The sequence below is a fragment of the Vibrio sp. SCSIO 43132 genome (genome assembly GCF_019904195.1).
Lineage (GTDB): Bacteria > Pseudomonadota > Gammaproteobacteria > Enterobacterales > Vibrionaceae > Vibrio > Vibrio nigripulchritudo.
The window spans coordinates 2,604,703-2,631,373 of record NZ_CP063199.1 but is presented as its reverse complement, the minus strand read 5'-3'; the positions used below and the strand labels follow the sequence as shown (position 1 = coordinate 2,631,373).

Annotated in this window: 28 protein-coding genes; 18 read left to right on the top strand and 10 right to left on the bottom strand. The window is 43.6% G+C overall.

The features are described 5' to 3' along the window. Window positions 1–7: 7 nt before the first annotated feature. A complete protein-coding gene (gene xthA, locus INR79_RS11720) occupies window positions 8–814 on the bottom strand; it encodes an exodeoxyribonuclease III (protein ID WP_223094351.1) in 807 nt (268 codons plus the stop codon). A gap of 542 nt (window positions 815–1,356) precedes the next feature. Here xthA and INR79_RS11715 point away from each other — a divergent pair. From INR79_RS11715 to INR79_RS11670, 10 genes are all read left to right on the top strand, one after another. Continuing rightward, window positions 1,357–2,682 carry an alpha-L-fucosidase gene (locus tag INR79_RS11715; RefSeq protein WP_223094349.1) on the top strand — a complete coding sequence of 442 codons (1,326 nt, stop codon included), beginning with the start codon at window positions 1,357–1,359 and terminating at the stop codon, window positions 2,680–2,682. A gap of 188 nt (window positions 2,683–2,870) precedes the next feature. Beyond that, a complete protein-coding gene (locus INR79_RS11710) occupies window positions 2,871–4,091 on the top strand; it encodes an ABC transporter substrate-binding protein (protein ID WP_223094347.1) in 1,221 nt (406 codons plus the stop codon). A 338-nt stretch (window positions 4,092–4,429) separates the two neighbouring features. After that, on the top strand, window positions 4,430–5,308 hold the full coding sequence (locus INR79_RS11705; RefSeq protein ID WP_223094345.1) for a carbohydrate ABC transporter permease: 879 nt from the start codon (window positions 4,430–4,432) through the stop codon (window positions 5,306–5,308). Further along, on the top strand, window positions 5,298–6,152 hold the full coding sequence (locus tag INR79_RS11700) for a carbohydrate ABC transporter permease (protein ID WP_223094343.1): 855 nt from the start codon (window positions 5,298–5,300) through the stop codon (window positions 6,150–6,152). Before INR79_RS11705 ends, INR79_RS11700 begins: the two co-directional genes overlap by 11 nt. 32 nt (window positions 6,153–6,184) lie before the next feature. Beyond that, window positions 6,185–7,246, top strand: a complete 1,062-nt coding sequence (locus tag INR79_RS11695; RefSeq protein WP_223094341.1) for an ABC transporter ATP-binding protein — start codon at window positions 6,185–6,187, stop codon at window positions 7,244–7,246. A gap of 296 nt (window positions 7,247–7,542) precedes the next feature. Beyond that, window positions 7,543–8,547, top strand: a complete 1,005-nt coding sequence (locus INR79_RS11690; RefSeq protein WP_223094339.1) for a LacI family DNA-binding transcriptional regulator — start codon at window positions 7,543–7,545, stop codon at window positions 8,545–8,547. A 219-nt stretch (window positions 8,548–8,766) separates the two neighbouring features. Then, window positions 8,767–10,089, top strand: a complete 1,323-nt coding sequence (locus INR79_RS11685; RefSeq protein ID WP_223094337.1) for an L-fuconate dehydratase — start codon at window positions 8,767–8,769, stop codon at window positions 10,087–10,089. A gap of 188 nt (window positions 10,090–10,277) precedes the next feature. Beyond that, window positions 10,278–11,093, top strand: coding sequence for an ABC transporter ATP-binding protein (locus INR79_RS11680; protein WP_223094335.1), 816 nt, complete (start codon window positions 10,278–10,280; stop codon window positions 11,091–11,093). After that, window positions 11,093–12,049: an ABC transporter substrate-binding protein gene (locus INR79_RS11675; protein WP_223094333.1), complete on the top strand. Its 957-nt coding sequence runs from the start codon at window positions 11,093–11,095 to the stop codon at window positions 12,047–12,049. Before INR79_RS11680 ends, INR79_RS11675 begins: the two co-directional genes overlap by 1 nt. Before the next feature lie 69 nt (window positions 12,050–12,118). Further along, a complete protein-coding gene (locus INR79_RS11670) occupies window positions 12,119–13,075 on the top strand; it encodes a FecCD family ABC transporter permease (RefSeq protein WP_223097005.1) in 957 nt (318 codons plus the stop codon). Window positions 13,076–13,108: 33 nt separating this feature from the next. Here the strand turns inward: INR79_RS11670 and INR79_RS11665 are convergent, their stop codons facing one another. Next, a complete protein-coding gene (locus tag INR79_RS11665; RefSeq protein WP_223094331.1) occupies window positions 13,109–13,984 on the bottom strand; it encodes a substrate-binding periplasmic protein in 876 nt (291 codons plus the stop codon). 141 nt (window positions 13,985–14,125) lie between these two features. Then, on the bottom strand, window positions 14,126–14,422 hold the full coding sequence (locus tag INR79_RS11660) for an ArsR/SmtB family transcription factor (protein ID WP_223094329.1): 297 nt from the start codon (window positions 14,420–14,422) through the stop codon (window positions 14,126–14,128). A gap of 105 nt (window positions 14,423–14,527) precedes the next feature. Here INR79_RS11660 and INR79_RS11655 point away from each other — a divergent pair, with 105 nt between their 5' ends. The 3 genes from INR79_RS11655 (at window position 14,528) to INR79_RS11645 (ending at window position 16,360) form a co-directional block, all read left to right on the top strand. Further along, window positions 14,528–15,451 (top strand): permease, encoded by a 924-nt coding sequence (locus tag INR79_RS11655; protein ID WP_410482880.1) that lies wholly within the window; start codon window positions 14,528–14,530, stop codon window positions 15,449–15,451. A 139-nt stretch (window positions 15,452–15,590) separates the two neighbouring features. After that, window positions 15,591–15,917 (top strand): hypothetical protein, encoded by a 327-nt coding sequence (locus INR79_RS11650; protein WP_022551072.1) that lies wholly within the window; start codon window positions 15,591–15,593, stop codon window positions 15,915–15,917. Further along, a complete protein-coding gene (locus tag INR79_RS11645) occupies window positions 15,914–16,360 on the top strand; it encodes a GNAT family N-acetyltransferase (RefSeq protein WP_223094327.1) in 447 nt (148 codons plus the stop codon). The genes INR79_RS11650 and INR79_RS11645 overlap by 4 nt, the downstream gene beginning before the upstream one ends. A gap of 1 nt (window position 16,361) precedes the next feature. On the opposite strand, the gene INR79_RS11640 is transcribed toward INR79_RS11645, so the two are convergent. After that, window positions 16,362–17,117 carry a 3-hydroxybutyrate dehydrogenase gene (locus INR79_RS11640; protein ID WP_223094325.1) on the bottom strand — a complete coding sequence of 252 codons (756 nt, stop codon included), beginning with the start codon at window positions 17,115–17,117 and terminating at the stop codon, window positions 16,362–16,364. Between the two features lie 233 nt (window positions 17,118–17,350). Between INR79_RS11640 and INR79_RS11635 the strand changes: the two genes are divergently transcribed. The 5 genes from INR79_RS11635 to INR79_RS11615 all read left to right on the top strand — a co-directional run bounded on the left by INR79_RS11635 (window position 17,351) and on the right by INR79_RS11615 (window position 20,496). Then, complete coding sequence (locus INR79_RS11635) at window positions 17,351–17,653, top strand: Dabb family protein (RefSeq protein ID WP_004402305.1); 303 nt, start codon at window positions 17,351–17,353, stop codon at window positions 17,651–17,653. 198 nt (window positions 17,654–17,851) lie between these two features. Beyond that, complete coding sequence (locus INR79_RS11630; protein ID WP_022611074.1) at window positions 17,852–18,199, top strand: hypothetical protein; 348 nt, start codon at window positions 17,852–17,854, stop codon at window positions 18,197–18,199. A gap of 36 nt (window positions 18,200–18,235) precedes the next feature. Then, window positions 18,236–18,703, top strand: coding sequence for an OsmC family protein (locus INR79_RS11625; RefSeq protein ID WP_223094323.1), 468 nt, complete (start codon window positions 18,236–18,238; stop codon window positions 18,701–18,703). A 173-nt stretch (window positions 18,704–18,876) separates the two neighbouring features. Continuing rightward, window positions 18,877–19,401 (top strand): lipocalin family protein, encoded by a 525-nt coding sequence (locus tag INR79_RS11620; protein WP_223094321.1) that lies wholly within the window; start codon window positions 18,877–18,879, stop codon window positions 19,399–19,401. Between the two features lie 150 nt (window positions 19,402–19,551). Further along, window positions 19,552–20,496: a polysaccharide deacetylase family protein gene (locus INR79_RS11615; protein WP_223094319.1), complete on the top strand. Its 945-nt coding sequence runs from the start codon at window positions 19,552–19,554 to the stop codon at window positions 20,494–20,496. An 83-nt stretch (window positions 20,497–20,579) separates the two neighbouring features. Here INR79_RS11615 and INR79_RS11610 read toward each other — a convergent pair whose 3' ends face one another. The 6 genes from INR79_RS11610 to INR79_RS11585 all read right to left on the bottom strand — a co-directional run bounded on the left by INR79_RS11610 (window position 20,580) and on the right by INR79_RS11585 (window position 26,577). After that, complete coding sequence (locus tag INR79_RS11610) at window positions 20,580–22,271, bottom strand: LruC domain-containing protein (RefSeq protein ID WP_223094317.1); 1,692 nt, start codon at window positions 22,269–22,271, stop codon at window positions 20,580–20,582. A 10-nt stretch (window positions 22,272–22,281) separates the two neighbouring features. After that, window positions 22,282–22,761 carry a hypothetical protein gene (locus INR79_RS11605; RefSeq protein ID WP_004402299.1) on the bottom strand — a complete coding sequence of 160 codons (480 nt, stop codon included), beginning with the start codon at window positions 22,759–22,761 and terminating at the stop codon, window positions 22,282–22,284. A gap of 275 nt (window positions 22,762–23,036) precedes the next feature. Continuing rightward, window positions 23,037–23,489, bottom strand: a complete 453-nt coding sequence (locus INR79_RS11600) for a DUF302 domain-containing protein (protein WP_223094315.1) — start codon at window positions 23,487–23,489, stop codon at window positions 23,037–23,039. A 109-nt stretch (window positions 23,490–23,598) separates the two neighbouring features. Beyond that, entirely contained in the window at window positions 23,599–24,273 is a 675-nt protein-coding gene (locus INR79_RS11595; protein WP_223094313.1) for a spondin domain-containing protein, read from the bottom strand. A 169-nt stretch (window positions 24,274–24,442) separates the two neighbouring features. Continuing rightward, the gene (locus INR79_RS11590) at window positions 24,443–25,324 is read right to left on the bottom strand and encodes a DMT family transporter (protein ID WP_223094311.1); all 882 of its coding nucleotides are present in this window, start codon (window positions 25,322–25,324) and stop codon (window positions 24,443–24,445) included. 86 nt (window positions 25,325–25,410) lie between these two features. Continuing rightward, window positions 25,411–26,577: a phytanoyl-CoA dioxygenase family protein gene (locus INR79_RS11585; protein ID WP_223094309.1), complete on the bottom strand. Its 1,167-nt coding sequence runs from the start codon at window positions 26,575–26,577 to the stop codon at window positions 25,411–25,413. Between the last annotated feature and the right edge of the window lie 94 nt (window positions 26,578–26,671).

Here is a 26,671-nt window from a genome sequence, read left to right as displayed (position 1 = left end):
AGATTGATTATTTAAATACAGACCAGATAGGTGCGTGGTCAGACGGCTTTTCAATACCACGTAGTTCGTAGTCGATATCCGCTTCAACACATTTATTTGCGAGAGTTGGGGTTGCCAAAACTACGTCAATACGGAGTCCACGGTTGTCATCGAACCCTCTGGAGCGGTAATCGAACCACGAGAACTTGTCATCCACCTCTGGATGGAGATTGCGGAATGTGTCTTCGAATCCCCAATCTAAAAGTGTTTGCAACCATTCACGTTCAATAGGCTGGAATGAACATTTGCCCGTTTTCAACCAACGCTTGCGGTTTGGTTCACCAATGCCAATATCAAGATCGACTGGGCTAATGTTGATATCACCCATCACAATGATTTGCTCGTCGTTGGTGTGATGATCGTTGAGGTAGGTCATCAGGTCTTTGTAGAACTGCTCTTTGTATGGAAACTTTGTTTCATGGGCGATGTTATCGCCCTGAGGGAAATAACCATTTAATACCGTGACTTTCTCACCATTGGCGTCTTCGAAAGTCGCCATAATCATGCGCTTTTGATGATCTTCGTTATCGGTTGGGAAGCCTTTTTTAACTTCAATTGGCTCTTGTTTACATAACATGGCCACGCCGTAATGGGCTTTCTGTCCATGGAAGTAAACTTTGTAGCCCATCGCTTCCACATCTTCTAACGGGAAAGCATCGTCGTGAACTTTGATTTCCTGCAAACCAATCACATCTGGCTGGTGCTTATCAATAAGTGCTTGTAGTTGATGAAGGCGAGCACGCAAACCATTGATATTGAAACTGATTACTTTCATTTTATTAATATCCTCTGATGAGACCTTGCAATCCTTTGCAGTTCTAGGTTTCTGTTTGTAAAGGTATTCATTGGAGTGACTACCTATCTCTACGCTAATTTAAACACTTTTGAATGGGAACGGCTATACCGCCAGGTTACAGGAATAGAAATATTGTTGTCTGTAGTCTTGAAAAATAAGTTGGGATGTTACTTGGTGGTTTATCTCAGATTTTGTCAATCTAAATTGGTAATTGTCGAAACGGTTCGATAGTCATTTTAATTGAAAATGATCTGTAAAATAACGTTAAGTTCAGAGTTTCTATTCCTAAAATGGAAATATTTTTACTACTTTGGATAGTATCTATTCTGTCTTTTAAATATTTATATTACATGTATTTAGATTGTAATGTAAGTGTTTGGTAACCATGATTGGACTCGACGAGGTTGAGTTTTTGATATCTTTATCACTTGACATCTTTGGTTATGTGATACATTTTGTGTTAACAGTATGTAAACGAACCGTTTCGAAATATTTAGTTAAATGATTGGAGAAAAACGTATATGAGTCTTAATGCAGCAAAAGGATCGTCCGGCAATTTCGAGGGAGCCAAGGGTTGGTTTGAAATTAGTCGTTTCGGTATGTTTATTCATTTTGGGTTGTATTCATTGGGAGCGCGCCACGAGTGGCTTAAAGAGCGCGAAGAAATGACGACCGAAGAATACACGAAGTACTTTGAACAATTTGATCCTGACTTGTTTGATGCAAGAGACTGGGCACGACAAGCTCGAGCTGCTGGTATGAAGTACGTGGTATTAACAGCAAAACACCATGATGGCTTTTGTCTTTGGGACAGTAGCACAACGGATTTTAAGTCGACCAATACCCCATTTGGGCGAGACATTATTAAAGAGTATGTAGACGCTCTAAAGGAAGAAGGGCTGAAAGTCGGATTCTATTATTCCTTGATTGACTGGCACCATTCTCACTTTCCAATTGATGTATTTCATCCTCAAAAGAATCATCCTGATGCATTGGAGATAAATGCAGATCGAGACATAACGTTGTACAGCCGATACATGCATGACCAAGTTCATGAATTGATGACACAGTTTGGTGAAATTGACATCATTTGGTTCGATTTCAGCTATCCAACGCGAACTTACCGGGACATGCCAGGAAAGGGAAGAGTGGACTGGGATAGTGAAAATCTCGAGAGGATGGTTCGAGATCTCCAGCCCAATATTATCATTGGAGATCGCTTGGATCTTCCTAGGGACATGAACAGTATCCCCGATTTGGTAACACCTGAACAGTATACACCACGCACGGCACCAAGTATTGAAGGGGTTCCCGTTCGTTGGGAAGCTTGCCATACATTAAGCGGTTCTTGGGGTTACCACCGAGATGAATCGACTTGGAAAGATGCCTCACAGCTTATCAACCTATTAGTCGATACAGTATCGTTGGGCGGTAATTTATTGATGAATGTAGGTCCAACCGGGCGAGGGAATTTTGATCAGCGAGCCCAAAATGCTCTCAAGATATATGGGAAGTGGCTGAGTCTCAATGACCGAGCAATATATGGGGCAGGTGTTTCAGAATATGAGGCTCCAGATGGCTGTCGATATACCCAACAAGGAAACAAGCTTTACCTACACATTCAAAATTGGCCGTTTCGCCATCTTCATCTTAAGGGGCTTGGTGGAAAAGTTAAATACGCACAATTTTTAAATGATGCAAGTGAAGTTCAATGGCTCGACCCCGAAGAGTTTGTTGACCCATATACTGGTGTCTCAGTTAAAGATGGAGATTTATCTCTTGAGCTACCAGTGAACAAACCTAATGTCATTGTTCCGGTAGTTGAGCTAATACTCAAAGAAGATTAAGTGCAAGGAATAGTAAGGTTACACGGTAGGATATATCCGTATTTATTCTATATTTACAAAGGGATCTGGACTTAATTTACTCCAGGCTTGTGTAGTTGAATAAATACCATCTACTGGGTGAGCAGCGTGCACTCAGTTAGTTAGCCAGTACTGCTGTGCAATATAAAACTAAAATAGAGGGAACTAAAATGAACTACAAATTGAAATTGCTAGCTGCTGGTGCAGCGGTCGCTATGTTTAGCCACACCACATTTGCTCAGGAAACCATTGAGTTGGACTGGATGATGTGGGGAGGATCAGCAGAGGATATTGAAATCTGGGGGACAGTTGCTTCAATGGTTACTGATGAATACCCTCACATCCAAGTTGAAGTGAAATTCAGCCCTTGGCATGACTTCTGGACAAAACTTCCAATTTTGGCTGCTTCGGGTGAAATCTCAGATATCGTTTCAATTCAAAATCTTAGAATGCCAAATTTTGAACATTTGCTTGAACCATTAGATCCTTACATAGAGAAAGAGGGATTTAGCCTCGAGGAATTCACCCCTAGTGTCATTGATGCGTTAACAGTGGACGGTACTATTCGGGCTTTACCCTATGATGTCGGACCGTGGGTTATGTTTTATAACAGAGAAATATTTGAGCGTAAGGGAGTTGAGGAACCAAAAGATAACTGGAGCTGGGAGGAATTTGCTGAAATGGCCAGCCGTCTTACTGGGGATGGAGTATACGGCTCTGGCGTGATTGAGCGCCTCCCGCTTGCCGCAAGAGCGACGGGGGTTAAATATGTGAATGAAGAAGGAAACTTAGATATCGCACATAAAGGTATGGTGGACTTTTTTCAGGGGGTCGTTGATCTTGTTAAAGATAAAAAAGCCATCCCAATTGCACCAGCAGGAGTCAATATGGCGCACTTCAACGGTGGCCTTTTTGAAAATGGTCAAACTGCAATGTATGTAGATGGTCCGTGGACTATTTTCAAAAAGAGAGGAATATTAAAGTTTGATTATGGTATTGCCCCTCTTCCCGGTGGGAAGAATGGACTCCATGCTCCTATTGGTACTTCTGGTTTCGGTATTTCTCGTCAATCCGAGCACAAAGATGAGGTATGGAAAGCCATCAGTGTGATTACCGGAGACAGGGCGCAAGCATACCTTGGGGCAAAAGGCAGAGCGCTGCCCTCAAGAACCGCACTAAGGGGATTATGGTACGACAAAGCGGCAGCAGGTGTGTACAGAGCAAAAGAAAGCATCAATTACTCCCTTGATCGTGCAGTTAATTTCGATGTAACTAAAAACTGGAATGAAGTTGAGAACCTAATCAATCAATATTCCGTTCTGTCTTTTTCTGGAGCTAAGGAGCCTTCAGATACGCTTAAAACCATTCAAGCTCTGGCAGCAGACCGGTAAATGTAATAGCAATTGGTTGAGTACGATTAACCTGAGTAAGGCTGTTTTATCCTCAGATTCATGTAACTAGAATTAAAATTCAGCCTTGGCTTGGTCTAATCTTACTACGCTGAACATGACCGAATAACAAGTGGTTAGCAGCCATTGCACTGTTCTAATGATTGTAAATGTGCTGCTATTTTTCTAAGCAACCCGTTTGCTTGATATAACTAGGAACATGCTAACGTTCTCCGTTGATTCTTTTTGATGTTTGGGCATATTTCCCTTTTATAAAGGGGCTGTCATTATCAAAAAATAGATTGAAATCTTGGCTTTTCCTAAACCATTGGAATTAAAAAATGGTCTCCAAATCAGACGATACGCGTACAGCATTAGTATTTTTACTACCAAGTTTGGTAGGAATGATATTATTTATTTTTATACCTCTCGTGTGGTCATTCTTCATGGGGTTTACTGACTGGAATTTATTCCAGCCTCCCAAATGGGTAGGGCTAAATAATTTCGTTAATTTATTTAGTTCAGACCCTGTTTTCGGAACTACAGTCCGTAACACACTAGTCTTCACTGTAGAGCTTGTAATATTAAACTTAGTATTCTCATTAGCTATTGCAGTCTGGATATCCGCTCAAACATGGGGAAAGGCAGCTTTACGTGTTATATTTTTCATTCCCGTATTCACACCTGCTATCGCCGTTTCTATTGTATGGATGCTAATGCTCACTCCTGGTGGTCTTTTCGATTCATTCATAAGCACACTGGGCTTGAATGTGCCTAATTTACTCCTTGATACTGATCTCGCAATGCACGCAGTGATCATTGTAAGCCTCTGGGCAGGAATAGGTTATAACGTTGTGTTATTCAATGCTGCTCTTGAGTTAGTTCCAGAAAGCTATCTAGAAGCTGCTCGCATTGACGGTGCTGGTGCATGGCGACGATTCTGGGATATTCGATTGCCAATGATTTCCCCGACAATCTTCTTTGCGGTAACAATGACCAGTATTAATGCGCTTCAGGTTTTTGATCAAATATACATTCTAACTAGAGGTGGACCTGGTGCTTCAACCATGACTCTCGGTTATTCCATATTTCTCAACGGTTTCCAGAATTACAATATGGGTTATGCCTCTGCTATTGCTTGGGTGATGTTTTTCTTTATTTTAGCGCTTACTGTTCTTCAATTTAAAATGCAAAAGAAATGGGTACACTATGATGGGTAATTTTGTTAACAATACCTCAATAAAATACCTTGGTAAGGTACTAAATGTTGGTGGAATTTGGATTTTTTCTCTTGTCTTTTTATTCCCTTTTTTTTGGATGATTACAAATGCAATAAGACCTTCAGGAGAAGTGTTTTCTCTTCCTCCGAGGTTTTTTCCTCAAACATGGCAGTGGGAAAATTTCTACATAGCTTGGACCCAATTGCCTTTCGCACGATTTTTCTTTAACAGTTTTGTTGTTTCTGTCGCAGTTGTCTTTATATTTGTGTCGACTTCAATATTGGCTGCGTTTGCCTTCTCTAGATTAAGGTGGAAATATCGTGAAGTGGTCTTTATGTCTTATTTATCTACATTGATGGTACCAAGTCTGCTACTGGTCATTCCTCTTTTCTTAGTGGTAAATAAGCTTGGGTGGGTTAATACATATGCTGGATTGATAATCCCAGTAGCATTTGGATCTTACGCCGTCTTCCTGCTACGTCAATTCTTTTTGGGAATCCCTATTGAGTTGGAAGAAGCCGCTCGTATAGATGGTGCATCAAACTGGAGAATTTTGATCGATGTGATTGTACCTCTCTCTATTCCCTCGATTGGGTTGGTTACTCTTTTCGCCTTTATCAGTAGTTGGAGTAGCTTTATTTGGCCTCTTATTGTGGTGAATGATTCTGATTATGCAACGCTACCTGTTGGGCTGACATTATTTCAAACCCAAATGGGAACGGACTGGAATTACATTATGGCAGGATCCGCAATCTCAATGATTCCAGGCATCATTTTAGCTGTGCTTTTACAGAAATTTATATACAACGGTTTGGCTTTGAACACTGGATTTGGTGGGCGATAGTATCACGTAGCTTTCAGGGAGAAAGTAAAGTTATGACAAGTGTAAATATCAAAAATTTGGTTAAAGAGTATGGTACGTCATGCGCCATTCATGGAATAGATGTAAATATATCAGAAGGCGAGTTTGCTGTGCTTGTAGGACCGTCCGGTTGCGGAAAGTCTACTTTGCTGAGGATGATTGCAGGTCTAGAAGACATAACGTCAGGCACAATCTCTATTGGTAATAGTGTTGTGAATGACAAAGATCCGAAAGACAGAAACATTGCGATGGTGTTTCAAAATTATGCTCTTTACCCCCATAAACGTGTTCGGGACAATATGGCCTACGCACTAAAACTTAAAAAAGTAGATAAGGCAATTATACAAGAGAAAGTGAGCAAAGCTGCTGAGATCCTTGATTTGACCCATCTTCTCGATCGCTATCCCAGACAACTTTCTGGTGGACAGAGGCAACGGGTTGCAATGGGGCGTGCAATTGTAAGGGATCCGGATGTGTTCTTATTTGACGAACCTTTATCCAATCTGGATGCGAAACTTCGTGTCCAAATGCGAACAGAAATCAAAGCCCTTCATATGAGATTGAAAAATACAATGATTTATGTAACTCATGATCAGATTGAAGCTATGACAATGGCAGACAAAATTGTGGTAATGAAAAGTGGGCGTATCGAACAAGTCGGTACTCCTGTAGAGTTATATGAACAGCCAGCAAATGAGTTTGTTGCTTGTTTTATTGGTTCGCCATCAATGAATATTCTTCCAGCCAGAGTTGAAGGAAGCTGTCTAATGTTAGAAGACGACCAGTCTCTGCCTATTCCTGAAGGTTACTTGGTCGAGGATGGTCAAAAGGTTAAGGTTGGTATTCGTCCTGAACATCTTATTTTCTCCGACAGCTCGTTAAAAGGAGACCTTAGCTTAATAGAGCCGACAGGGGCGGAAACGCTTTTCCATTTAAGGATCGCGAACCAAGAAATTATCGCTTCTATCCGCGGGAAAATAGATGATAGCTATCCAGGTAAGGTTGGTATTTCACCGTTGCCAAATTCAGTACATCTATTTGATGCAGATAGTGGTCAAGCGATCACTTCTAAGTAAGCGATAAAATGTAAAAGTTATAGTCTTTCAACTTTTCTTTGAAAGAGTATATTTCATCAAGTTAATATTGAAATCTATGAGTAATATAGATAATGAAAAAATAAAAGGATAAAGTTTGAATAATTATTCCTAAAAAGGTTTATTTTATTTTTAAATGATTGAACAGAGTTTTTTATTGCTTGAGAAGAAACAAATTAATAAAACAGAGATTGACTTAATTATCCTATGACTATAAAGTTTATATTTTTACTAATTATTATTCACGTTAATTACACAAAGCAGGTTAGAAAGGTTTTATGGCAACTATTCGGGACGTAGCAAAACTTGCTGGTGTGTCAATTTCCACAGTCTCATTGTCTCTGAGCAACCCCAATAAAGTCAGTGAGAAAACGTTAAAAAGAATTCGTGAAGCCATTTCTGCTGTCGGTTATGTTGTGGATCCCGTTGCCCAGAGCCTTGCTCGGGGTAGTAGTCGAATGATTGGATTTGTTGTAGGAAATATTGGTAATCCATTTTTTGGTGAAATTCGACGAGAGATAGAAGACTATGCGCTTAAACATAACTATTTTTTGTTGGCTGTTGAGTCATCTGGAATCATGGAAAGAGAGCAGGAGCTAGTTAGGCATCTAGCAGGCTTGAAAGTCGCAGGGCTTGTAATTGCACCTTCGGGCAATGGCTCAGAATACATTAACTTTTTGCATCAACTTAAAATGCCGGTTGTCAGTTTTGACCAAAAAGTGACTGGGATGGAATACGATTTCGTTGGCTCAGATAACTTTAATGCTAGCTCAATGCTGACTGAACACTTGCTTCAACTAGGTCATAAACGTATTGGATTTATTAAAGGACCAGATCAAATGCACACTGCGATTGAACGTTATCGCGGATATACATCGACTCTCGCCTCAGCAGACATAGATATTGACTCATCTTTGGTTGTTAATGGTCAGTATACACGTGATATTGGATATGAAGCAGCAACCAAGTTGATGTTGCAAAGAAATCCTCCGACAGCAATATTAGGAGCTAACAATGTCGTATCACTTTCAGCATTGCAGGTAATACAAGAACTAGGTTTGAAGTGCCCTGATGATATTTCTTTGGCGATGATCGACGATGAACAATGGAGTGAATTGATAACACCGCGCCTTACAATGGTTGTACAAGATACTAAGAGACTAGGTAATATTATTGCAGAGCGTTTGATTAGTAGAATCAACGACTCGAATAACGAAATTCCTGTACAAGATTTCGTGTTAGATTCCAAATTTATTATTGGGAATTCGTGCCGGAAATTTTAGTTTTCATTATGTTCTTACTTTTTAATATTATTCTTATTTTTTAATATAGTACACATCTATTCATTTAGCTCGTTGTAAATCTGCTTCTAAGGGTTATACAGTCTTTTAATATCCTTGGTTTCGATTTAATTTTTTTAAATGTATCTCAATTGACATGGATAAAAGATTGATAAGTGTCGTACCTAGTAATTATATTTATATTCTATATAAGGACATCCTATGGTTAACTCAAATAGAATTTGGGATATTAAAACATTTGATATTCGTTTTCCAACCTCAGAAAACTTGGACGGTTCAGACGCAGTTAATAAAGCCCCCGACTATTCAGCGGCTTATGTTGAAATCTCAAGCGAAAATGGAAATAAAGGCTATGGTCTGATTTTTACAATTGGTCGAGGAAATGACATTTGCTGTAAAGCAATTGAAAGCATGAAACACTTAATTATTGGCTACGATCTTAACGATATTAAAGCCGATATGAGCAGCTTCTATGATCAACTGCGCTCTGATAGCCAGCTTCGGTGGTTGGGACCTGAAAAAGGCGTCATTCATATGGCGGCTGGTGCCATTGTTAATGCTGTTTGGGATATGTGGGCAAGAGAAGAAAAAAAGCCTTTATGGCGCTTGCTTTCTGATATGCCTCCGGAGCAGTTTGTAAATTGCTTGGACTTTAAACATGTGTCGGATGTTTTAACAAAAGAAGAAGCTCTTGAGATGATTGAAGCGAACCAAGATTCGAAGCAATCAAGGATTCAATATATAGAAGAGCATGGTTACCCTTGCTACACGACTTCTGCGGGCTGGCTTGGCTACAGTGATGAAAAGCTGGTGAGACTGGCCAAAGAGGCAGTAGAACAGGGTTTTAAGCATATTAAATTGAAAGTAGGGCAGTCGTTGGAAGAAGATTTGAGAAGATGCTCAATCGCTCGTAGTGCCATTGGCGAAGAAGTAAAGCTTATGATTGATGCTAATCAAATTTGGGAGGTGGATGAAGCAATCGATTGGGTCAATAAACTGGCCGATACACGTCCATGGTTTATTGAAGAACCAACGAGTCCTGATGATATTTTTGGTCATAGAAAAATTAAGCAGAACATCGGTAATATTAAAGTAGCGACAGGTGAACATTGTCAAAATAGAATTATTTTCAAACAGTTCATAGCCAATGAAGCAATTGACATTGTGCAAATTGATTCATGTCGTTTGTGCAGCGTTAATGAGATATTAACGGTGTACATGATGGCTGCGAAATACAATAAGCCTGTTTGCCCCCATGCAGGTGGAGTAGGTTTGTGTGAATACGTGCAGCATTTGTCAATGATTGACTATGTGCAAATATCTGCAGATCTAACCGACCGAGTGATTGAGTTTGTTGATCACCTACACGAACATTTCGAAGACCCATGTGTAGTAAGTAACGGTTTTTACATGGCCCCTAGACGACCAGGGTATAGTATCAAAATGTATGACGCTTCAATTGAAGCTTATCAGTACCCTAACGGAAGCGAGTGGAAAAATAGAATTAACAGGCAAAAAATCTAGCTTTGTGAATTGCTTTATTCTTTGAATCGCTACACTCAACCCCATTGGCTATGAAGTGATACAGAAAATGATGTAAAAAGACCCGTATCAAAAATGGTATTTCCCAGGCTGAGCTAAAAATACTATTGACAATTATATTTCTACAAATGTTATGTTATAACGTATCTTTTTAGTTCGATGGATTTCTTATGAAGGGATTGCCTACGTCAATAGTTTCCGCTCAGCAGCTCTGTTCGAACAGTACACAAGGTTGGAGAGCTGTCACTGATGCGACGTTTTCTGTAGCTCAGGGCGAATGTGTGGCTGTGATCGGTCCAAATGGAAGCGGTAAATCCAGTTTGCTCAAAGCCATCACTGGAGAATTTAAAACAGTGAATGGCAGGCTGTTAATTAATGGGACAGATGCCAATCAGCTGGATCCAAACCAAAAGGCGAAAATGGTTGCGGTTGTGGCGCAACATGAACACGCGGATCCTCGTTTAACCGTTTGTGAATATGTGTGGCTCGGGCGTGTTCCCCATACTTTCTGTTGTAGCCATAAAGAACACGAGCGAGCGGTTGAACAAGCTTTGGAAGACGTAGGTTTATCAATGAAAGGCAACCGACTGATCGGTTCGCTTTCAGGAGGCGAACAACAACGTGCAAATATTGCGCGAGCATTCGCTCAAGAACCCAGACTATTGCTGCTCGATGAGCCCACTAATCATTTAGACCCACTTGCTCGCCTTGAACTGCTAGAGCTCATCAAACTGAAAGGCGTTGCGTCCATCGCTGTGTTACATGACTTGCCTTTAGTCGCCCCTTTTGCCGATAAAGTCCTTTTAATGTCAGAACAAAAAATGGTGGCTTACGCCTCGCCAGAGCAAGTGATGCAAAACGAATACATAACCCCCGTTTTTGGGCTGCGCGTTGTCACGCTCAGTCATCCTCAAATCGCAGGTGCGGTGCATCATTTTGAAGCCGCATCGTCAAATTACAATATTCCATCAATAGGAGCCGCCTAATGAAGTGGTCTGCAATACTGACTCTTTTATTCCCCTTTGCCGTTGCCAATGCCGCAGATACCCAATACCCCGTAACCGTCGATAACTGTGGTAGCCCGCTTACCATTGATAAACGTCCTACACGCGCAGTGTTTCATGACATCAACATGACTGAAATGGCGTTTGCACTCGATCTTCAGGCAAGCATGGTTGGCGTAACAGGTATTACGGGGTGGTACAAGATGTCACCATCGTTCAAAAAGACCTTAGGCGAAACGCCCGAGCTTGCGCCTAAATATCCGTCGCTAGAAACACTGATTTCAGCAAAACCCGACTTCTTCTTTGCGGGTTGGAACTACGGAATGAAAGTGGGCGGTGAAGTGACGCCTCAAAGCTTAAAGCCTTATGGGGTAGATACGCTAGTACTGTCTGAAAGCTGTATTCATACGCATAAACTTAAAGACGGTGCCAGTATGGAACTGCTTTACGGAGACGTTAAAAAACTGGGTGTGATATTCGACCGACAAGACAAAGCCAATGCTCTGGTTAAAGAGTGGAAGGCAAGAGTCAAAGCGGTTGCAGAAAAGAAAAACAGCTCGGGTCAGCCCGCGCCAAAAGTTTTCCTGTTTGACTCCGGCGAGGACAAACCTTTCACCGCTGGCAAATTTGCTATGCCGAATGCAATGATCCATGAGGCCGGTGGGCACAACATTACCGAAAATATGGAAACAAGCTGGGCAAGGACATCGTGGGAAAATGTGGCGAGAGAAAACCCAGATGTGATCATTCTACTTGATTACCAGACCGCCAACGGAGCCGATGCTCTAAAGGACTTTCTGGAGCAACACCCTCTAATGAAACATACCAACGCTGTTAAATCTGAGCGCTATGTGAAGCTACGATATGAGCAACTCACTCCTGGTCCTGCCAACATTGAAGCGATAGAAAAACTCTCCAATGCGTTCTTTCCTCAATAAGTGAAGGCAAAGTAACGCTTAATGAAATTGTCTAAATACCAGATGGCATGGTGGCTTGGAGGAAGCGCCATGCTTGTTTCGTTTGTGTTCAGCTTAAAATTCGGTTCGGTGTCACTGTCACTTGATGAAGTACTGGCAGGGCTACGTGCTTTCAATGATGAAGATATGAGTATGACCAGCCGGATCCTCATTGATTTACGGCTTCCAAGAGCTCTTCTCGCCATCATCGCTGGGGCAGGGCTCGCAATGGTAGGTGCTCTGCTTCAGACAACGACGCGAAATGATCTGGCCGATCCGTTCTTGTTTGGTTTGTCTTCCGGAGCTTCTGCTGGCGCTGTACTGGTCATAACTCAACTGGGTGATGCGTTAGGGGTGTGGTCGCTTCCTTTGGCTGCTTTTGCTGGGGGGATTGTGTCTGCCTCCGCAGTGCTGATCTTATTTTCGATGCAGAAAAAGCGGGGCAACAACAACCTGGTGCTGTGTGGTCTGGCGATCTCGTTTCTGTTCGGAGCGGTGACCAGCTTTCTCATCTATTCAGGTGATCAGCGCGCCGCCAGTTCTATTTTGTTCTGGACCATGGGAGGACTGGGATTGGCGCGTTGGGAGAATCTGATTTTTGCCGCGATTGGCGTATTGTGCGTGGTGGTGCTGATCTTATTCCGCTATCGCAAGCTTGATACTTTACTGGTTAGTGAGCAAACCACGCATTCCCTTGGTGTTAATGTGCATCGGCTTCGAAGTGAAGTCTTCTTATGTTGTGCGTTTTGCACTGCGTCCATTGTTGCCCTGACTGGAGTGGTCGGTTTTATCGGGCTGATGGTTCCTCATCTTGTACGCCCATTTTCAGGTATGACTCACAAGCTTGCGCTGCCACTGGTAGCCTTGTGGGGAGCCGTGATGCTGACGCTGGGTGACATTGTTAGCCGGACTATTCTTTCGCCACAGGAACTCCCGGTGGGCATCGTAACTGCGGCGTTAGGTGGTGTGTTTGTTTTGTACTTAGTCTGGAAAAAGCCTGCAAGCTGACAGCTTGCAGGCTATCTAACGAAAGAGGTTAGATCACAGGCAGTCGAGTAGAGAATTTGGATCATCGCCGATCACGGATTTCATATAAGTATCAAAAATCGTCTGATGTTCGCCATTAGTCTTTAACTTCACTAAAGACGCATTGATTTTCGTAACCAGTTCTTCAGCACGAGGAGACTGGCGGGAGATCATCAGATAGAAGTCGACAGGCTTTTCAATCAGGCGCTGGCATCTGATGTCTTTGGGAAGAGACAGTTTTCCTGTTGAGATACTGCCTGCCACTATGGATACCTGAGTTTCCAAAATCTGGCATCGCTCTTGTTGCAGCATCTTCATCACGCTCGTCAGCCCGCCATGAACGGTGGTGATAATGTTGTCCTGAGGAATACCGTACTTACTGGTGTAAATCTCATAATTCCAGCCTGCCATTCCACAAATCTCAAAGTGTTTTAGTTCTCTCACTTTGGTCACTGCTTTCTTGGTTTCAGGGTTGATCACGCCGTTTGGGAATGCTCTTCGCGAGTAGAAGATAGCAATAGGTGCCGAATAAATCGGACCGACGAAGTGATATTTCTCACCCCGACTGGCGTTATAGGTGGCGTCAGTGGCAACTTCATGTTTTTTGAGTGAACTGAACTTTTCTGTATTGTGCAGGCAACGTTTCCAGGGGATCACTTCAGGTAAGAAATCCAGATCAGTGTCTTGGCTGATGGCTTTAAAAAGCTCGATATTTATCCCTTGAACTTTGGGGCGTTCACCAACCGAGGGATTAGGGTCCAGATAAAAGTAGGGCGCCCAGGGTTTGCCGCAAACCCGAATAGGCGGTTCAGTACTACTGGCGTGAACAGAAAGAACCACGAACAAGTTTACTAGTAATGTAAACAAGGAAAACAAAACGAAATGATGCATGTTATCACCATGATTTTTGTGTGGTCTTAAGTTTAAAAGGATAGATTAGATTAAAGTCTCATGGTTGAGGAATGCGCAATATTCTCGCAGAAGAGAATATGTATCTCCTATTGGCGGGGAGAGTTGCATATGTGGAGGGCTTTATGATTCTTCGTCGTCGGCGCAACATTCATCTAAAAGGAAACTGATCACATACTGCAGTTTTTCGTATTCAGCAACGCAAAACAGTGTACGTCCTTCTCTTCGCTGCGTTAGCAGACCGGCTGAAACCAATCCAGAGATATGGTGTGAGAGCGTTGATCCGGGAATGTTCAGTTTTTCTTGTAAGCCACCCACAGCAATACCTTTAAACCCTGCTTTGACCACAGATTTGTAAATCGTCAGCCGCGTTGGGTGCCCAAGCTCTTTTAGTGATTTTGCAACAATATCAATGTCCATTTCAGACCCCGTAAAAAATTTATTTCGATAATACTAGAAATATCTTGATCGATACAATGGATGATCTTATATTTCGAATATTCTAGAAATATAGATGTGAGTAAAATGATGACTATTGATTCTCTCGCCTTACAAGAAACACTGAGTATGTTTGCCTTCTTAGCAGTCGAACTGACGTTGCTGTTTTTGCTGATTAGCTATCTGGTTGGGGTAGTGCAAATGTACATCCCACCTTCAAAAATTCAGCGAATTTTGAGCAGCAAAAATGGCAGTGGTAACATCATCGCTGCATTTTTAGGGGCAATTACACCATTTTGCTCTTGTTCAACCATTCCATTCTTAAAAGGACTGCTAAGAGCAAAGGCAGGGTTTGGGACCATGATGGTCTTTTTATTCGCAAGCCCGCTGCTTAACCCGATTATCATCGGGCTGTTTGCAGTTACTTTTGGGCTAAAAGTGACGATGCTCTATTTCACTGTGGCAATGAGCGTATCGATTGTTGCAGGGTATCTTCTTGAGAAGCTTGGGTTTGAGAAATACATTAAACCAGAAGTGTATGAGGCTCCTGCATCCTCTGGCTGTTCGGCATCGTCTTGTTGTGCGGAATCAAAACCCGAGAACAAGTGGCTAAAAGTCTGGAACAGTACCTGGAGTGACTTTAAAAAGGTGTTGCCTTACCTCATTGGGGGAATTGCATTGGGGTCAGTGATATACGGGTTTATGCCGACTGAGTTCATCGCTTCTGTTGCGAGTGAAAATAATCCGTTGGCGATACCTGTCGCGGCTGTAATTGGCATCCCGCTCTACATTCGCGCTGAGGCGGTTATTCCCCTCAGCGCAGCGCTGGCAGCAAAAGGCATGGGGTTAGGTGCAGTCATGGCACTCATTATCGGGAGTGCTGGTGCCAGCCTGACAGAGGTTATCCTGCTTAAATCCATGTTCAAAAACACCATGATAGTGTCATTTGTCGCGGTCATTCTGACCATGGCAGTAAGTGCGGGTATTCTCTACAACTTGGTGTTTTTATAAAATAGTGTGAACAGTGTTAGGAGGCGGCGTGCGAAATTGGATGTAGTGCGCCGCTTTTGTTATGGTTTCTATACCCAAGCATCTTGAGGTTACTTGGGTATATTGGATTAAACCATGTGAGTCAAAGGATTGAAAAGTCATGGATGCAGCGTACGCCAACGTCATTGTTGGTTTCTATTATATTGCCGTCATTGTTTTAGTTGAGAAGCTGGGATTGCTCCGATGCAATGGCAGTAAGTGGTTGGCAATTTCCACCTTTTTGTTGGCTCCTGCCATAATCTTCGTGAGTGCAACGGCTCTCATTCTGTACTTTCAGTCTACTGGTGCGGATTATTTTGCAAGGGTAATGACCAACACTATTATGATTGCTGGTCCCCTCGCCACACTTTATTGGGCGCGTCTGGCATATCACTATCGCGTTGCTCTTGCTGAGGCTCGCGCTTCTGCTCAAAAAGAAAGCCTATGAGTTCACTCCAATTCAGAGCATCTTCACCTGACTCTTCAGATTTTCAGGCGCTTATCAGACAGCTCAATCAGTCTCTTACTCAGATAACTCAGGATAGCGGGGAGAGCTCGTTTCGGGCTGAGGAATTTTCTCCGCAGCGGGATGGGGCATTGATCGGGTATGACCAAGATGAGCCTGTCGCCTGTGGAAGTTTTCGTTTCCATCAGCAAGGCATTTGCGAAGTAAAGCGGATGTTCTCTGCTAAGCCGGGCAGCGGAAGCGCGCTGCTGATTGCACTGGAAGATTTTGCCCGAAGTAAAGGGTATCAACGCGCCATACTTTCTACTCGGCGCGTCAATACTCAGGCGGTCAATTTTTATCTGAAAAACGGATACGTGGAAATCCCACCCTATGGGAAATACGTTGGCAGAGAAATCTCTATCTGTTTAGGAAAATCGCTCTGATTTACTGCGCTGTCCAGCCTAAATCTATCGATAAGCTTGTGCCAGTAATAGAACGTCCGGCATCGCTGATCAGATAGTTCACCATGGCACCAATTTCCTCAGGTTCGATCATCTTCTTGATTGCCGCTTTTTTTAGCATGATTTCCTTAATCACTTGATCACGATCGATGTTGTGATTGCTCGCCTGATCAGCAATCTGTTTTTCAACCAGAGGTGTTTTAACGTAAGCAGGGCAGATCGTATTGGCGGTAATGCCGAACTCGCCCCCCTCTAAAGCAGAAGACTTCGTCAAACCCATTAGCCCATGCTTTGCCGTGACATAAGCGGATTTATAAGGAGAGGCAATTTTCCCGTGAATGGATGCAATGTTGATGATTCTGCCCCAATTGTTTTTCTTCATATACGGCCAGCAGTATTTGGTGAGAAGAAAAGGGGAAGTGAGCATAACCGAAAGCATGGTATTGAACGTGTTTTCTGGAAAGGACTCGATGGGTGATATGTATTGAAAGCCAGCGTTGTTTACCAGAATATCGATATGTCCAAAGTGATTGGCGACCGCTTTGACAAGTGAAAGATTGTTTTCCTGAACCGATAAGTCGCACTGAAAAAATTCAGCGTTTAGCTGCTGTGCAGCGGCTTCACCATCCTCTTGATTGAGATCGGCTATTGCGACCTGTATTCCGTTATCTCGCAGTGATTTCGCAATGGCGAACCCAATACCACTGGCACCACCTGTGACCAACGCAACTTTTTCCATGTTTACTCTCCTTTATGGTTATATTTTACTCTAGTGCAAAAGGCATAAGCAGACGTTGTTCTGTGTCTCAGGCTAAGAAATAGACACCTAAAAGTAATGATAGTCAAAGGGATACCTTGCCAGATAGCAAAATGGCTGGCTGGAATACACATCGCAGAAAGCTTAGCGAAAACACCATGTTTCTAATTCGTCCCGTATGATGATATTTATTTTATAAAATAAAGGAGAGGGAAATGATAAGGCATTTATTACTGGTTCAGTTTAAAGCGTCAGCACAGGAATCCGACATTCAGACTTTGCTGGGGCTGTTTGTGGAAATACCTCAAAAAGTGGACGGAGTGTCTGCAGTTGAATGGGGAGAAAATGACAGCCCGGAAGGAAAGAACAAACAATATACGCATTGTATTTTTATGACCTTCGCTGATGAAGCGGGTCGTCAAAACTATCTGGAACATCCTGAGCATGAGGATCTAAAAGCCAAGTTCCATCCGATTCTAGAAGACATTGTGGTACTAGATTACCAGCCTCAAAGTTAACTTTATTGCCATATTGATAGCGCGAAACACCATCGCGCTTTTAAAATCACCTCGCTCAATAGTTCCTTAAATCCCAGCATTTCTTTTGTCTTAAGGTTAAGTTTGGAACCAAGCTGACAAGAAGCTCAAAAAACATTGATAAAATAATGGTTATTTATAAAATGAATGACCTGAGTTGTACCAATAAACAAAACATTAATGAACCGAATTCTTTTAGGCACATCTTTGCTTGCTGCCACCATCTCTATTATTTCAACCGCCCAAGCCAATTCTATTCTTTACGATTCCTGTGAGCGTAATTCTCATGCATCGACCAGTGTGAACTGTGAAGACGAATCCAAAGTAAATAACGACTTTGAATATGAAGGCTCCATATGGGAAAGCGATGATTCCGATGAGCCTCTTATTACTTTCGTTGACCGGGGTCGATCTCCTGATGATAACGAGTGGGAAATTATGAACATCGAAGACAAGGTTCAAAACGAAAAGCGAAATGAATGCGCAAACCGCAGCTACGGTGAATGCATTATTTACGAAAACGATTAGAATACTCGTCACCAATTTCCAATGTGATGTAAACGGATGACGACCCATCGCGCAACAGTTCGCTGGCAAAAGCTGCCTGAACAACCTTTTACCGACAGCCAGTTCAGTCGGGTACACACTTGGGAATTTGATGGGGGAGTCTGTATTCCTGCTTCTCCATCACCCGAGGTCCTGCCTCCTCCTCTTTCTGATGAATCCGCGGTAGATCCTGAAGAAGCCTACATAGCAACGCTTTCGAGCTGTCATATGATGGCGTTTCTGGCAATAGCTGCGAAGCGAAAGTACGTCGTCGAGCAATATCGGGACACAGCACAAGGTGTTCTCAGCAAAAACGAATATGGAAAATTCTGGGTAAGCAAAGTTTGCCTTTGTCCAGACGTTCAGTTTTCGGGTGACAAGATCCCTTCACCAGAACAAGTTCAAAAACTGCACAAGCTAGCCCATAAAAATTGCTTTATCGCAAACTCTGTTAAAACCGAAATAGAAATCTCAGGCGCTTCATAGCAATATGCACTCAGGTTGTTATTCTTCCTGCAAAGGCTAACCTGGAATTTGATATAGAGTTCTCTGTCCGAAGAGGGAAGTGATCTTCCTGAAATAATTTAGAACCGACAGAACCAACGGGTACTTGCATACGTAAAAGCGTGCAAAATCAAAAGAATTATTGAGGATCCGATATGCGAATGTTAACTGCGCTGCTTGCTTCAATTGTGTTGTCAGGTTGTCTGGGTATGCCAGATCAGGTTAAGCCAGTACAAGGGTTTGATGGTGAAAGGTATCTTGGGAAATGGTACGAAATAGCCCGGCTGGACCACTCGTTTGAGCGAGGTTTAGAGCAGGTAACGGCTGAATATTCCTGGCGAGATGATGGTGGCATACGAGTCATCAACCGTGGTTACTCCATTGAGGAACAGGAGTGGGATCAAGCCGAAGGTAAAGCGTATTTTGTTGAAGGCGATAATCAAGGTTATCTGAAAGTGTCTTTCTTTGGTCCTTTCTATGGTTCTTACGTAGTGTTTGAACTGGAACAAAATAACTACGACTATGCGTTTGTTTCCGGACCGGACAATTCCTATCTATGGCTACTTTCCCGTACTCCAGAGGTAGACCAGTCCATCAAGGACAAGTTCGTTGCTATGTCTAAAGAACGTGGTTTCAACACCGACGAGCTGATCTTCGTGAATCAAACTTCCTCGCAATAATTCTCTAAGTACTCCAACTGGTAATGTTTTGCGGCTCGGACTTTCTGTTCGAGCCAACTGAAAAACCAGCAAAATCAAAACATAAGTCAAGTTCTGCTTATTCCATATATGTCATATTACACCCTGTTGTTAAAACGAACAGGTGCATAAATGGCTAGGGTATGGATGTGTGTATTGGCTCTGATCTTTGTTGTTGGCTGTACAGACTCAAGTAAAGTCAGCCAATGTATTGGTTTTGGTAAAGATGACACCGTCTTTGTTATTAATGCCGATGATATAGGTATGCATCCCGATATGGATAATGCGGTGTTCGAGATGTATGAAAAAGAGATCATCCAGACCTTCTCACTTATGGTGCCCACGCCAAATTTTAACTTTTCTGCGCGCTATGCGATCAACAACAAAGTGCCCGTCGGGCTGCATCTCACCCTCACTAACGAATGGCAGGAAGCCAATAGCTGGACACCTCTGCTAAGCAGGGAAGAAGTCCCTTCCCTGTATAACGAAAAAGGTTATATGTGGCCAACTGGAGAGGAGCTTGCCGAGCATGCAGACATTAAAGAGGTGCGTAAAGAGCTTGAAGCGCAGATAGACAAAGCGTTAGAGATAGGACTTGAAGTTACGCATCTGGATTTTCATATGCTGTACTGGGCGTATCGAGAAGATTTCTGGGACGTCACCTTAAACATTGCTAAACATTACAAAATGCCAATTGTGGTTCAGCATCACTGGATGACTCAAAGAGAGCAACGTAGCCGAACGTCTACGCTCCAATGGAAAAACTTTTTCACTGCCGACGTTTTCTGGATGTATTACAACCCAACAGACAGATTGATGGATGAAAACTTAAGTCGTTCGCAATATCAGAACATGTTCAAAGGCGCTAAACCTGCATTGCACCATGTCGCCATTCACCCGGCTTACCGAACGGAGAGTGCAAAACAACAGTTCAGAGATGCGGAGTTCCGCTTTGATGAATTTCGAGTCTGGACCGATGGTTCGCTTAATGATGCCATCAAAGAAAACGGCATAAAGTTCACCAATTATCGAGAGCTAAAGCGCCTGATGACTTCTGGCAGCGATTGCCTGAAATAAGCGAGAACACAAGTCAAAAGCCCCCTACGGCTCAGGGAGTTTCAGTAGGGGGACGTGTAGCAGGCTAAAGCAAGGTTAGTTTGCTACTGACACTTCCAGCACTTGCCTGAAGACTTATTGTCATACCAATCCATTTTGTCTACGCCGCCGGATTCCGCCCAAGAGCGGATGTCTGGATATGCTTCGGTAACGTCAACCGTTTCATGTGGGTGAGACCACTGCGACTGAACATCTAACGCCCATGGAAGCCCTGTCGAAGTCTGGTAATACCGAGATGCGCCAATATCCGAATCATCAGAATCGGTACCAAACAAACTGGTGTCCGCCAAGTCGGTATTTGGGTAATTGACCAGATGGACTTCTTTGTTCCGGTTGTAGGTGTTGTAAATGAATGGGTTAAGAGTCTGACTGGTAAAGCTTACCAATGGCGTGTTTAGTACTACCGAAACGCGGTAATCTTTAGCGTCTCTGTCGTCACCTGCATTGGTGTTATAGAAGGAATACGTGCCATTCGCTGGTAGCGTATCGCTTAGATTACTGAAGACCACAAAAACCAATTCACCTGAATGCCCGCTTTCCGCGCTGACAAGAGAATCCGACCCTTCGTAAGTTTTGGTGATAGACGTTGCGTGACCGGGTTCCACACCATTGAGTGAAATGCCAAATCCGTTTGCTCTGGTTGCGCCTCTTGCCACCGCCTGACCGATGAAATCAAAGCGTGTCATTTCGTTATCCGCATTCGTGTAGATTTCATAAGCATAGCGCGTCACAAAGTCATTTAAGTCATAATCACCTTCGGCTGGCCAACGATCTTCAAACGCCAGAGTGTACCAACCGCTGGTGGGCGTTCGGCTATAAAAGGCGATGTTAGGATCATTTGGGGCGTAATCTGAAGCGTCACCCACTCCGTCTCCATCTGCATCTCCTATTTCTGGCCAGCTGATCTCTGCGATCTCACTTATCAAACCATTGGAATCGGTGGCGAAAACCTGAACTTTCCATCGTTCTCCAATAGCTGTTTGACTGGATGGTACGGTTGCGCCCGTTGTATTAGATTTGCTGGCGAACTCATCATCCACATAGAAGCCTTGCCCGACATCCACAAACCATCGGTAGCTGTAGGTAACCGAATCGCCATCTGGATCTGTGGGAGACGGTCCGGTAATCGTAACGACCAAATCGTCTCCTTCGGCAATACCTGAACTCCGGCTAAGTGTCGGTGTGTATGGAGGGTCGTTGGGAATGATGATGTAGGTAACGGTCATCTGGCTGTAGCTTACTGTGGTAAGCCAGGACAGGTTTGCCATGTCAATATCTAAGTCTACGTCCACGACCCCGTCATCTAGGGATGAAAGAGGTAAATCAAACTCTGTATTTGACCATGTGCCATTAGTGCCCTGAAGAAAGCCGGGGTTGAGCTGAGCGCCGTCGACAGATACTCCGTCATATTCGCCATTTGCCCCATGAAATGGCTCTGAGTCGACGTCGTATGCGCGGATCATCAGAGTCGCTGAAGTGACCTGAGCGCCTGCTGGAAGCGTAATACTGTGTTGCCAGGAAAAGTCGCTATTTTTACCACTGTAAAGATTAAAACCGTAACCGTTTGGCGCGACATAGTGTGGCGATGTACTAGAGGCATCAATTTTCTGAGTAAATGTAGTAGAACCATCTCCATTGTCGACAGACTGCTCTTCTGTTGGAGCTGCTAATGCGTGAAAGCTAAGTATGAAATACAGAGCAAGTGGCAGCTTTATCATCTTTGATAGTAAGTTCATCTTGCTCTCCTTAGTCGGAACCAATTGTAACGTCGCACCCAATTAGCATTTCGGACGTCATTGTGCTGATAGAAGCTTGTTGGGTGCAGGTAGTGCCATCGACAGAAGCCACGATTTTTATCTGTTCCCAGTTAGACGAAAGCTGGAGTTCTCTGGTCAGTTTTCCAGTCTGGTCTGTACGACCCGTGTAGAAGGGCTGGCTGTCTACACCTGATGACGAAACGCTGTACATTTTGAGAATATGGCGTCCGTTTACATTCACGCCCACACCGTTTTGCGTAGAAAAGTTACTGACAACGCGAAAGGTAATTTCTTTGCTTTCGCTGCTTTTCCAGGTGAATCCACTAGGGATCGTAATGTCTTTAAACGTGTATGAAGACCCTGAATCAGAAGAAGGGGAGGATGAAGGACTATCACTACTGCCACCACCACATGCGAGTAGGGAAAATGGAACAAATGAGTACAGAAAGTATCGGAATATTGGTTTCATTATAATGACTCTATCCAGTGAGATCTGAAGTCACTAAGCAAACAATATGCCGTTTTTAACCCATTGAAAAATAAGAAATATAAAATATTAGCATTGGCTAATTTTCTTTTTGAAAGTCATATTAGAGAGTTTTTGAAGGATTTAGCTCTCAAATTAAGAAGTTTGAAGAGAATAGGGAAGGGAAATGGCTCCATATTCGTTGCGTAATTCCGGAAACGCCTGCCAATAAAATTCTACGTTTCCGGACTTATGTTGCTATCTGTCGATTAGTGGCTTCACTGTGTGGCTGCCTTGGCAAAGTTACCCAGTGCTTGTTTCACTTTTCCGATGACTTTGGCGCAGTCCTCTAAACCGTGTCGTTCATTGAGATAATCCGGGTTGTTATAAGAAAGCCAGTTTTCACCAGAGGCATCCTGCCAAATCAGCATTTTTTGTGGTAGATCGATAGCAGTGGTCTGACTGCACTTCATTAGTGGCGTGCCTACCTTGGGGTTTCCAAAAATAACAAGTCGGGTAGGGCGCAATTCCATTCCGACTTTTTTCGCTCCTTCGTCGTGTTTGATCTGAGTGAAAACAGTCATGCCTTTGCTTTCAAGCACATTGATTAATTTCTCAGCAGTTTGCTCGACACTGTGATGACTTTTTACTGTGATAAGACCATTGTCAGCGGCAAAAGCTGAATAAGAGAGCAGGCATGAAATCACGCCCATTGCGATGGTTTTTTTCATTGGGTTGTTCCTCTGTTATGGGTTGATTGACGGTTCCTCCAATTCCCCACTCAGAGCGAACAATCATGAATCAGAATACGGCAGGGTAAATACCCCGCCAAGCTTCAACTTATTGAATACGTTTAATTCTTACTTTGGCGACAGCTCCCTGCCAGTCGTAAGCCGACTGAGCAAGATCGCCTTCACCATGTATTCCCGGGCTAGGGTAAACGTAACCTTCATCCGTTGCAGCATCAGCCGAGAAAGGCTGACCGCCACAAAGTGGACCTGGGATATTGGCGCACAATTCATCATTGGCTTCTGTGCCAGCGTCATAGGCGTGCATTTGGTAGGTTACTGACTTGCCAATGTATCTTGGCAGGCGTTTTCCACGTAGTGAAACCATGGTGTCGTTGGTCGGTAACAGCATAGAAATCAAACTGATACGGCTATGCGGGCGCTGAGACGTGATTTCAAAGGTGACACTTTGCCCGTTAGTCAGTAAGCCCTCGGATGTGGCCGTTGCGGAGTATTGGCTTGATGCATCAAGCTCCGCTCTCAGAGGTCCAATATCACCCCCTTCGGCGACACGTTCTACGTTGTCTGTGACAGGTTCCCCCAAGCGAAACAGCTGGTTTCTGGGTAAATGGGTAGCACCAAGAACAGGCGTAAAGGCGATACCTTTGGTCAGGTTGGTCACCGTTACTTCATACACGCGTTCATGATAGTAATAAGAGCTTGCCAGCAGCGAAGGAGACAGGCTTAACAAAGCGAAAGAAATGAGTGTTTTAGTTGTGTTTTTCATACGAAAACCTCGCAGGTCGTTATTGATTGCAATTCGCGAGTGGAACAGGTCAGTACGACTATACGCAGGTGTATGAAGAGAATGGCTCACAGAATACTCACAAAAGCATCACAATTGATGCTTTTGCTAGCATTTCTTTTGTCCTGAGGGGAATTAACCCAAAGTCAGGTTATTTGGATTTTTTGCTTTCCCAATGGGTGATGAAAGCGACGGAAGCAATGATGATTGCGGCACCCAGCCACAATCTACCCGGAGGTACCCAACCAAATACCATCCAACCAGCCAGAACGTTTAACGGCAGTTTGGCGTGATCGAAAGGCTGTACAAATGAGGCATCAGCCACCGCATAGGCCTTTACGATGGCCCATTGTGCAAGTGCTGTAAACAGACCCGCAGCAAACAACACGCCCCAGATATTGAAGCTTTCAGGCATGGTGAAATCAGGCAGTGCTAACAGAATGTTGAAAGGGGTAATCAGAACCAGCAGATAAACCACCATGGTAGACGGTGGATCGTTTACTGATAATTTTTTGACCATAAGTGAATAACATGCCCAAAAGAAGGCCGCACCCACAGGCAGTAAGGTCGCCCAACTGAAATCATCTGCCCACGGTTCTAGAATGATCATCGCACCTGCAAAGCCAGCCAAAGTGGCAAACCAGCGGGCAACGCCAACTTTTTCTTTCAGGAACAGACCTGAACCGACAGTGGCAAACAATGGTGATGTCATCAGCAGCGCAATGCCCTGCCAAATTGGAACAGGGTAGGCTAACGCCCAAAGCCAGAGTTGAATACCGATAACAGACAGAAAAACACGGGTGGCATGCCAGCCAAAATGCTCAGTTCTGAGTGACTGGCGAATACCTAGTGTTCGCAGGTAAGGCAGTATCACAATCAATGCGATGCCGTACTGAATTAGAGCGACAGTAGTCGAAGGTACGCCAAAATTGATACTGGCGACCTGAGCCAGGCTATTTACAATAGCGAAAGCCAAGCCCGCAGTGAGCATCCAGGACGCTCCCTGCAGTGGGTTGTGGTGTTGAGCGTTCATAAAAGTGGTGAATAAAAATTGTGTTTGCAAATCATACGTTTTATTCACTATGAAGCCAACGCCAATATTTCTGGGGTTTTGATATGTTACGGAGTCGCTTCTGCCTGACGCCTTTTTATCTGATTATTCAGCGCTTCTTGATACCTTGCCTTTGTCCAACCTTGATCTAACGCTTCTTGAAGAAGTTGTTTCATGGTTTGCGGGGCAAGTTCTCCAATTGGCGAGTCGGTATCAAGGTTTGTCGGAAATGAATATCCATCTGCAGATGCCGTGAGTATTGCGTCCTTTTCCTCTTTGGTCAGAGAGTTATCTGACCAATGCTGTGCTAAGTATTCGAAGAGTGTGGTTGAGATTTTTGCCAGATCGACGGTTTCCATCGGCTTTCCAAAGGCTGAAGAGATCTGAAGTAGATTCGCGCTTCTGTGCACATCATCAGTGTCGTTTTGCCCAGCGGCATGAATGATGGCCGGGTTAAAAAATATCGCATCCCCTTTTTGCAAGGGCAACTGAACGTAGTTTTCTTCAAAGTATTGCTGGAACTTTTCTTCGCGGCAGGAAACGTATCCGAGCGGATAATGCTGGGAGTAGGGCAACAGCTTTGTTGGTCCTGATTCCAGTGGCATGTTTGAATGTGCGACTGCACCTTGCAAAGTCAGCATGGCAGACATCTTCTGCGCGTGAACGGGATAGTCCTTGAGTGTGTCGGCATGCTGAAAACCCAGATGATAGTCTCGGTGCGATTGCTGCGCGCGACCACCCGGTCGCACTATGTTGACCTGAGCCGTTACCTGATAATTCGATCCCAGCCAGGCTTCGGAGACCAATTTGAGTAGCGGGTTTTTGTAGTAGTCGATGAAGTTTTGAGGATCGAGAACTGCACTTTTCTGAAACGCATTCCAAATTCGACCATTTGACATAGCGCCCGCTTGGGCGAAATGATCCCCTTCACCAAACCCAAGCTCTGAGTCGAGAATGTCGTCGAAAATGCGGTTCATTCGGTCAATGATGTCTGTCTTGGTGAAAAAATTCTTAATCACAACAATGCCGCTGCCGTTCAAAAAAATATCGGCAAATTCGCTTCTAAGTAAGTGCCATTTCTCAGGTGTTATTGTTTTCGCATCATAAATCATAATGCCTTTGTAGCACTGTATGGCGTTGGGGTAATTTTGATTGTCTCTAGGCTTGCAACTGTCAATAAACGAGTCGATGTCCAAATGCGATTTGCCAGCAAACGTTGGGATTGGTCTGTCCATAGAAATCTCCTTAATTGGTGACAAAAATGTTAATCATTTGTAGTCTTTTGAGTGAGGCAAATGTCCATCAAAAGTCCATCAAGAAGCGGAGAAC